This is a genomic window from Mucilaginibacter sp. UR6-11 (assembly GCF_020880695.1).
GTDB lineage: Bacteria > Bacteroidota > Bacteroidia > Sphingobacteriales > Sphingobacteriaceae > Mucilaginibacter.
Map to the genome: position 1 here is coordinate 163,922 of NZ_JAJIWO010000003.1, position 9,603 is coordinate 173,524.

Sequence of the window (9,603 nt, forward strand, 5' to 3'; positions counted from 1 at the left end):
TCTACTAATTATAACACAATATAAATATCAGATTCTCTCATGATCAGGTAATCTTTACCTTCAATAGTAACTTCTTGTCCGGCAAATTTTCCGTAAAGAACTTTATCGCCGGTTTTTACTGATAACGGTATTAAGTTACCGGTTGAATCAGCATACCTGCCCGGGCCAACTGCAACAACTTTTCCGTGCTGTGGTTTTTCCTGGGCGGTTTCAGGAATATAAATACCTGAAGCGGTCTTTGTTTCGGCCGGAGCAGCTTCAACTACTACCCTGTCTCCGATAGGTTTAATGTTTAATGACATACTACTATTATTTATTGGTTATTTATAAGTTTATACTTTGCTTGCTTTTCCACATCAATTATGCCAACAATAATTTTTGACAGGTATACTGTTGTATTGTCAGATTTAGGTAACCTAAATATTTTAGGTTCAATTCTAAATGCATTGATCAATGCCATGATGACAGGGCTGTATGCAAAAAAGGCTTTGAAGGTTTAACCTCCAAAGCCTTTTTTTATATTTTACCGGGATTACTTCTTCGCCGGGATCTGCAACGGTTGTGTAGCCGGTGAGGATGGCGCCGCTACCGGAGCTCTTAATGATTTTTCAAGCTGCTCATTATATTGCGAATCAACCTTTGACGTACCGCCTTTGGTTACCACGTTAATTGTAAGCGCTAATACCATTAAGGTAATGGCCAATACCCAGGTACCTTTTTCTAAAAAATCGCCTGTTTTTTGCACACCCATTAATTGTGATGAGCTTGAGAAATTTGACGATAAGCCGCCCCCTTTAGGGTTTTGAATCAATACGATAAGCCCTAAAAGCGTACACACAACAACAACCAGGATCACTAATACTATATACATTTCTTTATATTAATTTATTTTACTTTCTAACTGTTCAATTTGGCCTGCAAAGTAAAGGCTTTTTTCCGGATATTTCAACATCAATTTTTTATACGTCAATATTGCTTTATGATAAAGCATTTGTTCGGTATAAATACGGGCCAAAGTTTCGGTTACCAGGTCCTCCTTATCTTCAGAACTCCGCTTGGCTTTATTCTCATTATCCAGCCTGATGCCGCTTGGATGTTTGATTTGCGGCTCTTCCTGTATAAAGCGTTCAATTATTTTATCCTCTTTACGCAAATGGGCTGCCTGCGCTGCAACCGGCGGGTTTTTGTCGAGGTCGGTTATTGAAGTTGTACTTACAATGTTTTGATAATATTGCTGCTGCAACTCGTCAAGTTCCGGTTTCTTTTTCGGTCTGGCTACCGGGGTTGATTTGCTGACATATGGCTGATAGACATTGGCGTGTTCTTTACGGGTTTTGTCTAACCACCACATAAAGGTATAGGGCATCTTTTCGTCATTATACCTTGATACGCTTGTAGCCTGGTCATTTGGAACCTGGTTTTGTGCTCTTATTTCCGCGGCAGGCGCCGGTTGTGATTGAGTTGTAACCGCAGTGTGTTCCTGATCGGTTTCGGTAGTATCCGGTTCAAAAACAAAATAGTTTTCTTCAGCTTTTACGTTTGCAACAGGTGCTGTATTTTCAGCCTCTTCTCTTGCCGATTTATTGAGGATGGCCAGTTGTTCCAGCCCTATATCTTCAATACTTACAATTTCATCGTATACCTCGTCATCAATTTCCTGGTGAAAATACCGTTCATCACCATAAGATGACACCGGTTCGGCAGGATATGCTTCATTTTCGGCTATATGATTATTATAAGCTTTGCCAAGTTCGTTTTCTTCAGGGATAACAGGTGCCGACGTTTTTTCATCAACAAATGACACTGCTGCCGACGGATCTGCTTCATCCGCTAATTCAACAGCGTTTTCTGCTTCGGGATAAGCATAAGGCTCGGCCTGATCTTCGACATAAGCCGGAGTTTCTTCACTATAAGAATCGGCTTCTGTAGATTCTGTATAGACATCTTCTGCGAAAGTATTACTATAACCGGCCATTGTAACCGGTTGATTTTCCTCTTCTGCCTGCTCAGCAAAAGTATTATATGTTGATGTTGGTGTAACGGACTGGTCATGCTCAGTGGTGCTTTCCGCGGCATCATCATCCGTTACCGGGAAGTAGGCCGGTTCAGCCTGCGGGACAGGCGGCGCAAACGGTTCGGCAGCAGGAATGTTAAAATGATTAGCTGTAGCCGCCGGCGACGACTTACTGTAAATAATCTGCCCTTCTGTTACTTTAGGCAGGCTGCTAGGATCAGTTGCCAGTTTATGTAATATCCCGGGATTAAAATAAGCTGCGGCGTGTTTTAAATTACGTTTATCGCCATTAGGCATCAATAACGCCCGCAACGCCCCGCTTTGCGGATAATCAGCTACCAACGACTGTAAATTAAAGACATAGGAATGATTAGGCTCGGCCGGATTGGCCAACAACTTCCATAAAAATTCGTATTCTACGTTATCTACTTGTTCGTTCACGGGGATGAAGCTATAAAATACTTACCAATTATTAAAGGCCTTATTGAAAATATCGTCTATAAGTTGTTTAACAACTCCCTTTATAAGGTTTTGTTCCTGCGAGTTGATATCGCCGGTAAAGTTCACGGTCTTGGTAAACGTTTGATCAAAATTAAGCTTTTTGTCAGCATCATACACAAACTTAACCTTAACGGTGATGGTTAAAACTTCGGCATTGGCAATTGGCGGCTTATTGGGGTCGCTTGCCTGGATAGATACCGGGGCATAAGAATAACCCACTATTGCACCACTCATATTAGCCTTACCCTCGCCGGCAACAATACTTATACTGGTGGTAGACCGGATGCGCTCTTTCAACGCCTCTGTAAATATCTGGCTTAAGTTTGATACTACTATGGGTGCATCATTCTCAAAAAAATCAATATGTATGGTTGTCATTGCCTTAGGCACCACCGACCCTGATAAGGTGTAACAGCCGGGCGAAACGGAGATCAACGCGCCTAATACCAAATATATACCCAATAACCTTTTCATCAACCCTATAAATTTAATTCTTTTATTTTCCTGTAAAGAGTTCTTTCTGATATCCCCAGCTCGTTTGCAGCCAGCTTACGTTTGCCCTTATGCTTTTTAAGCGCTTTACGTATCAGGTCAGACTCCTTTTCAATTAACGATAATGACTCTTCAACTTCCTCAGCCTCGTGCGTTATGTTGTAGCCATCGTTGTTATTAACGGGTTGTTGTATGGTAAATTGTTGGTCGGTATTACCGGCCGGCATTTCTATATCCCGGTACAATTGGTTTATCGCCTGTGATTGATTGGCAAAGCTGGGCGTTACACCGCCATGCTCAATAATATCAGCCACCAGTTTCTTAAGCTCAACCATATCACGCTTCATATCAAACAGTACTTTGTATAATATGTCCCGTTCAGAAAAATCCTCTTTTGCCTGGTTACCAATGCGCATTGGCAGGTTTTTACCGTTTGCTTCCTGCGGGATGTAAGTCAATAACGTTTGACCGGTAATTACATGATCCCGCTCTAAGACAGCCAGCTGTTCGGCCATGTTTTTTAGCTGACGCACGTTGCCCGGCCAGGAGTAATTGATCAGCACCTGTTGCGCCTCATCATCCAGCTGGATAGGTGGTGTGCGATATTTATCAGTAAAATCTGACGTAAACTTTCTAAACAGCAGGTAAATATCCTCTTTCCTGTCGCGCAATGGCGGGATGCGCAATGGCACTGTGTTTAAGCGATAATAAAGGTCTTCACGAAATTTGCCGTTCTTCACCGCATCGTAAACATCCACATTGGTGGCTGCAATAACCCGCACATTGGTTTTCTCAACTTTGGATGAGCCCACCTTAATGTATTGACCTGATTCCAACACACGCAGCAAACGCGCCTGGGTACCCAACGGCATTTCGGCAATTTCATCAAGGAAGATGGTACCGCCGTTTACCGTTTCAAAATATCCTTTACGTTCGCCTACGGCGCCTGTATAAGCACCCTTTTCGTGGCCAAATAATTCAGAATCAATCGTACCTTCAGGTATCGCACCACAGTTAACTGCTATAAACGGCCCATGTTTACGTGGGCTCATCTGGTGTATAATGTGCGAGAAAACCTCTTTACCACTGCCGCTCTCCCCTGTTATTAAAACAGAAATATCAGTGGGTGCTACCTGGTAAGCTATATTTATTGCCCGGTTCAATAATGGCGAATTGCCAATTATACCGTAGCGTTGTTTAATTTCTTGTATTTCCATGCCCCATAGCCCCCTAAAGGGGGAATATTTAGGTGTAATTTATTAGTCTACTATTGTGCCCATTAATGTAGCGGTTGTACATCTTTCGGCAATAACATTCACATATTGGCCGGGCTTAAATCGTTCGTCTACCGGAAAAACCATCATGGCATTTTGATCGGTACGGCCTGCGTAATCGTTTTTTGATTTTTTTGAAAAACCTTCTATTAATACTTTTTGCACTTTCCCAAGCTGTGCCTGTAAACGTACCAGCGAATATTTTTGCTGCAGGGCGACAATTTCCGTTAACCTCGCGGCTTTTACTGTTTCGGGGATATCATCCGCATAACGTTTGGCAGCCAAGGTACCGGGGCGCTCTGAATACATGAACATATAAGCAAAATCATATTGCACATATTCCATCATGCTTACGGTTTCTTTATGCTCTTCGTCTGTTTCCGTACAAAATCCAGTGATTATATCCGTTGATATGGCACACTCCGGGATGATCCGGCGGATAGCATCGATCCGGTTGATGTACCATTCGCGGTCATAAGTACGGTTCATTAACTCCAGCACACGGCTGTTGCCTGACTGTACCGGTAAATGGATATAGTTACAAATGTTATCGTATTTAGCTATGGTATGTAAAACCTCGTCGGTAATATCTTTTGGATGCGAGGTTGAAAAACGCACGCGCAGATCAGGATTAATTAAGGCAACCAGCTCTAACAAATTAGCAAAGTTAACCTTATTGGTTCCGTCTTCGTTTTCCCATTTGTATGAATCCACATTCTGTCCCAACAAAGTAACCTCGCGGTAGCCGCTGTTGAACAGGTCGGTACATTCGGCTACTATCGATATGGCATCACGGCTGCGTTCGCGGCCGCGGGTAAAAGGCACCACGCAAAAAGAGCACATATTATCGCAACCGCGCATAATAGATACAAACGCATTAATGCCGTTGCTGTTTAAGCGCACCGGGCTAATGTCCGCATAAGTTTCCTCGCGTGACAATAAAACGTTTACCGCTTTCTGGCCGCTATCAACCCGGTCTATCAGGTTTGGCAGGTCGCGGTAGGCATCAGGGCCAACCACTACATCAACCAATTTTTCTTCTTCTAAAAATTTGGCTTTTAACCGCTCGGCCATGCAACCCAGCACACCAACTACCATCCCGGGGTTTTTAGATTTGGCAACCTTAAATTCTTTCAGCCGGTTGCGCACCCGGGTTTCGGCATTTTCACGGATAGAACAGGTATTGATAAAAATCACATCCGCACTCGTATAATCATTGGTTGTTTCAAATCCTTTTTCTGCCAAAATGGAAGCAACTATCTCACTATCAGAAAAATTCATGGCGCAGCCATAACTTTCAATATAAAGTTTGCGCCCATTGTTTTTGCCGGCAACAGGTTCTAATAATAAAGCTTCCCCCTGCCTGCTCTCGTCATGTACTTTATCCGGAATAACCAAATCCATCATTTTTATAAAAATTTGAGCTGCAAAAATACATAAAATTTAAATAACAGGTGACAGATTGGCAGAATAATGAAACTTTAAAAATCACGCTTAAGGGCCGTATTTACTGCAGGCGCATTTCACGGTAACAAAACAGGTTTATGATTGTTAATTAATTTTAAAGCAATCAATTAATGGCACAAACCCATACAACCAGGTATACAATACGTAAATGGCCTATAGTTATACTGGTAATTATTTTTTTGTTAGGAGGTGCCGGCTGGTATGCTTACAACAGATATTTTGCGGGCAATAAATGGAAACCGCTGCTACAGGCCAGGTTAAAAGAAATGATACTTAAATCATCCGATAGTCTGTATCATATAGAATATTCTGATTTCGATTTGAACCTGGCATCAGGCGACGCCACGCTTTCTGACTTTAAGCTGGTGCCTGATTCGGCCATTTACCAAAAACTGGTAGCCGAAAGAAAAGCACCCGATAACCTGTTTACGCTAAGCGTAAAAAAACTAACTATTAAAAATGTGGGCGCTAAAAAAGCTTTAAATGAAAAGATCCTGATCATCGATAATATCACAATCGACAAGCCTGATCTTACCATAGTAAACAAACGCTACAGTTTTAATGATACTGTTAAAGTTGGTAAACCCAAAACGCCTTACCAGCTGATAAAAAACATATTTAAGCAGTTGCGTATTGATTCTATTGCATTAAAAGATATCAGCGTAAATTATGTCAATAAAAACAATCCTGTAACCAAGCAAACGGCATTAAAGCACCTGGATATTAATATCTCCCGGGTGTTGATAGACTCACTATCGGCCCTGGACAGCAACCGTTTTTATTATACCAAAGGGATTGATTTTGTGCTGCATGACTATAAAATTGCAACACCCGACAGCTTATACAGTGCCAGGCTTGGGCAGGTTTACTTCTCAACCGCCAAACGTGAGATCATACTGGATAACGTAAGTTTTACTCCCCGTTATAACCGAACAGATTTTTATAAAAAACTGGGGACATCCGGTGATATATTTACGCTTAACTTTAAAAAGATAGCCATTACGGATATTGATCTGCAACGTTTTCTGCGCGATCAAAAGCTCTATGCCGGCATCATGGATGTAGCCAATGCTAATGTACAGATCTACAGCAATAGTAATTACAAGGGCAAAAAATCAATAAAAATTGGTAAAGATCCGCAGCAGGCGCTACAGAAGGTGGCGCTGGATATGAAGCTGGGCAAATTAAATCTTACCCATAGCGACATTATCTACTCTGAGCTGGATGCTATCACGCAGCAAACCGGCGTAATTACCTTTAACAATACCACCGGCCACTTTTTTAACGTAACAAATGATGATGACGTTAAAAAAAAGGACCCGTTTATGATAGCGCGCATCAGCACCCACTTTATGAATGCTGCACCCTTACAGGTAAATTTTAAATTTAACCTGAATGCAAAGGACGGCGCTTTTAATTACTCAGGCTCCCTGGGCAGGTTTGATGGCCGAATATTGGATAAACTGGTAAAACCTTTAGCGCTGGTACACGTAAAAAGTGCTGATATTGAACGGTTAAACTTTAATGTAAACGCCAGCAACTATGCCGGCAAAGGGCATTTAGAATTTTATTATAAAAATCTAAATGTTGAGCTGCTTAAAAAGGTAGATGGCCAGGCAAAATTACAAACACAGGGCCTGATATCAAAAATAGCCAATTCGTTAATTATTGATAATGATAATCCAGACAGCAAGGGTAATTTTAGGGCGGGGCCGATTAATTTAAAACGCGAACCTACAGTATCATTCTTTAGCTTTTTGTATAAAGGATTATTAGATGGATTAAAACCAAGTGTTGGTTTTACCAAAAAAACCGAAGGTACCGTTAACAAGGTGGTAACCAAAGTAACTACCCTGGTTGATAAATTTAATAAATTTAAATCCGACCGTAAAGAACGCAAACTGGAACGCCAGGCAAGGCGACAGGCAAAAAAGGACTCAATAGCAAATCTTAAAAAGCAGTAAATGGCGTCAAATTTCCTGAAGCATAAATGGCAAAAAATAACGCTTATTACTACAGGCATCTTTCTGGCTTTACTCTTTATCGTCGCTTTTTTTGTTAACTTGTATTGGTCGCCTATTTTGTCGGCCAAAGTTAAAAGCGCTGTATTAAACGGCACAGATAGTTTGTATACGGTTGATTTTTCGGCTGCCGAACTGCATATACTGGAAGGCCGCATCATTATCTACAACATTGATCTAAAGGTTGACAGTGCGGTTTATAACCGCCGTAAAGCACAACACCTCGCGCCTAATAATTTAACAACCCTGCATGTTAAACGGTTAGTATTGTCGCATATTCATCCGTTAAAGCTATATTTTGATCATATTCTGGATATCGACCGGATAACACTTACCTCGCCCGACGTTAAGATGAGTCACCAGCTTAATCATCTGAAGGACACGGTTAATAAAGACAATCGAACGTTATGGCAAAAGATATCCAGGTCATTAAAATATATACACGTTGGTGATATTTTTTTAAATGATGTTAAACTAAAATATGATGACTACTCGGGCAAAACTTTAGCGGTATCAGAGCTCAGGGAAATGAATATACAGGCAAATGAACTGCTGATCGACTCCTTAACCCAAACCGATACTTCACGTACGCTTTACTGCAAAGACATAGTGGCCGACCTGAATAATTACAAAGGCACGTTACCAAACGGACTTTACACCTATACGGTAAACCGGCTTAAATTTTCAACGCATACCGCACAAATCAATATATTTGGTTTCTCGCTTATCCCTACACCCGGTTTCTTTAGCAAAACAGATCAGGGCCGTTATACTATAAAGCTGGACTCTATCCAGCTCAATAAATTTGATTTTTTAACCTACAATAAATACCATTCTGTTTCGGCATCAAGCCTGATATTTAGCCATGGGAGCCTTGATATATTTGGCAATCCCAATCCGCATACCAACAATAAAGACCGTATAAAAAGTTTTCCGCATGTAGCTTTAGGCCTCATCGGTACCGATATCAAAATAGATACCATCCTGGCGCGTAAAATAGATATCAGCTATGGCGAGCACAATAAAAAATCCGGGCAAAGCGGCACTATCACATTTAACAATACTCATGGCGAGCTATTAAACATTACTACCAACAAGTCCGCGCTTCAAAAAAACAATATTGCCAAAGCGCATATTACCAGTCATTTTATGGACAGCGGCAAACTTGATACTTATTTTACATTCAATCTTACAGCCGGCGATGCCGCATACTCTTACAAAGGACAGCTGGGCCCTATGGACATGGGGGTTATAAACCCTGCTACCATGCCCCTGGCTTTGGTTAAAATAACATCAGGTACATTAAAGCAATTTGATTTTGACTTTGAGGCAAACAGGAACGCCTCAAAAGGGAAAGTTATCATTTTATACAATGATCTTAAAGTAAATATCTTAAAAGCTGATTCAGTAAATGCCTCGCTTAATAACAAGCTGGTAGCGTCTATGTTTGCCAACGTGTTTATTCTGAAGCATAACAATCCGGATCAGGCAGGCGAAATTCCGCGCTCATTTAATGTAAATTATAACAGGCCGGTTAACTCGCCTTTCTTTAAAACCATCTGGCAAACCTTGCTGCTGGGTATTAAACCTGCTGTTGGCTATGATGAAAAAACCCGGAAAGCTACTGCCGCCCGCATGGCAAAAGGCGAGCTTAATAAAAAGAACCATCTGCTAAAAAAAGCCAGGCGTATACAAAAACGTGCCGAGCGTAAGCTAAACCGAAAATTGAAAAAAGAGCAAAAAGAAGCCCGGAAGTACGCGGAGTTGAATAAGCGTTAACTAATCATTTTAGATCTTTAAGACAAGCCGGAGCATCGTTCTGCATAAAAGAGAA

General features: G+C 41.3%; 8 protein-coding genes. 2 read left to right on the forward strand and 6 right to left on the reverse strand.

What is annotated here, in order from left to right; all coding sequences use genetic code 11:
- Nucleotides 1-8: 8 nt before the first annotated feature.
- The 6 genes from groES to miaB form a co-directional block, all read right to left on the reverse strand.
- The gene (gene groES, locus LJ658_RS09655) at nt 9-302 is read right to left on the reverse strand and encodes a co-chaperone GroES (protein WP_230546291.1); all 294 of its coding nucleotides are present in this window, start codon (nt 300-302) and stop codon (nt 9-11) included.
- A gap of 230 nt (nt 303-532) precedes the next feature.
- Nucleotides 533-871 (reverse strand): preprotein translocase subunit SecG, encoded by a 339-nt coding sequence (gene secG, locus LJ658_RS09660; protein ID WP_230546292.1) that lies wholly within the window; start codon nt 869-871, stop codon nt 533-535.
- A 9-nt stretch (nt 872-880) separates the two neighbouring features.
- Nucleotides 881-2,455: a hypothetical protein gene (locus tag LJ658_RS09665; protein ID WP_230546293.1), complete on the reverse strand. Its 1,575-nt coding sequence runs from the start codon at nt 2,453-2,455 to the stop codon at nt 881-883.
- A 21-nt stretch (nt 2,456-2,476) separates the two neighbouring features.
- Nucleotides 2,477-2,989: an LptE family protein gene (locus tag LJ658_RS09670; protein WP_230546294.1), complete on the reverse strand. Its 513-nt coding sequence runs from the start codon at nt 2,987-2,989 to the stop codon at nt 2,477-2,479.
- Nucleotides 2,990-2,994: 5 nt separating this feature from the next.
- The gene (locus LJ658_RS09675) at nt 2,995-4,224 is read right to left on the reverse strand and encodes a sigma-54-dependent Fis family transcriptional regulator (RefSeq protein ID WP_230546295.1); all 1,230 of its coding nucleotides are present in this window, start codon (nt 4,222-4,224) and stop codon (nt 2,995-2,997) included.
- 42 nt (nt 4,225-4,266) lie between these two features.
- A complete protein-coding gene (miaB, locus tag LJ658_RS09680; protein WP_230546296.1) occupies nt 4,267-5,688 on the reverse strand; it encodes a tRNA (N6-isopentenyl adenosine(37)-C2)-methylthiotransferase MiaB in 1,422 nt (473 codons plus the stop codon).
- 170 nt (nt 5,689-5,858) lie between these two features.
- On the opposite strand from miaB, the gene LJ658_RS09685 reads away from it, so the two are divergent.
- Together LJ658_RS09685 and LJ658_RS09690 are read left to right on the forward strand one after the other, a co-directional pair.
- Nucleotides 5,859-7,712 carry a hypothetical protein gene (locus tag LJ658_RS09685; RefSeq protein WP_230546297.1) on the forward strand — a complete coding sequence of 618 codons (1,854 nt, stop codon included), beginning with the start codon at nt 5,859-5,861 and terminating at the stop codon, nt 7,710-7,712.
- Complete coding sequence (locus LJ658_RS09690) at nt 7,713-9,548, forward strand: hypothetical protein (RefSeq protein WP_230546298.1); 1,836 nt, start codon at nt 7,713-7,715, stop codon at nt 9,546-9,548. It abuts the gene before it with no gap.
- Nucleotides 9,549-9,603 lie beyond the last annotated feature (55 nt).

Coding starts and splice junctions, on each gene's coding strand:
- groES (WP_230546291.1), bottom strand. CDS start 302: ATGTCATTAAACATTAAACCTATCGGAGACAGGGTAGTAGTTGAAGCT.
- secG (WP_230546292.1), bottom strand. CDS start 871: ATGTATATAGTATTAGTGATCCTGGTTGTTGTTGTGTGTACGCTTTTA.
- LJ658_RS09670 (WP_230546294.1), bottom strand. CDS start 2,989: ATGAAAAGGTTATTGGGTATATATTTGGTATTAGGCGCGTTGATCTCC.
- LJ658_RS09675 (WP_230546295.1), bottom strand. CDS start 4,224: ATGGAAATACAAGAAATTAAACAACGCTACGGTATAATTGGCAATTCG.
- miaB (WP_230546296.1), bottom strand. CDS start 5,688: ATGATGGATTTGGTTATTCCGGATAAAGTACATGACGAGAGCAGGCAG.
- LJ658_RS09685 (WP_230546297.1), top strand. CDS start 5,859: ATGGCACAAACCCATACAACCAGGTATACAATACGTAAATGGCCTATA.
- LJ658_RS09690 (WP_230546298.1), top strand. CDS start 7,713: ATGGCGTCAAATTTCCTGAAGCATAAATGGCAAAAAATAACGCTTATT.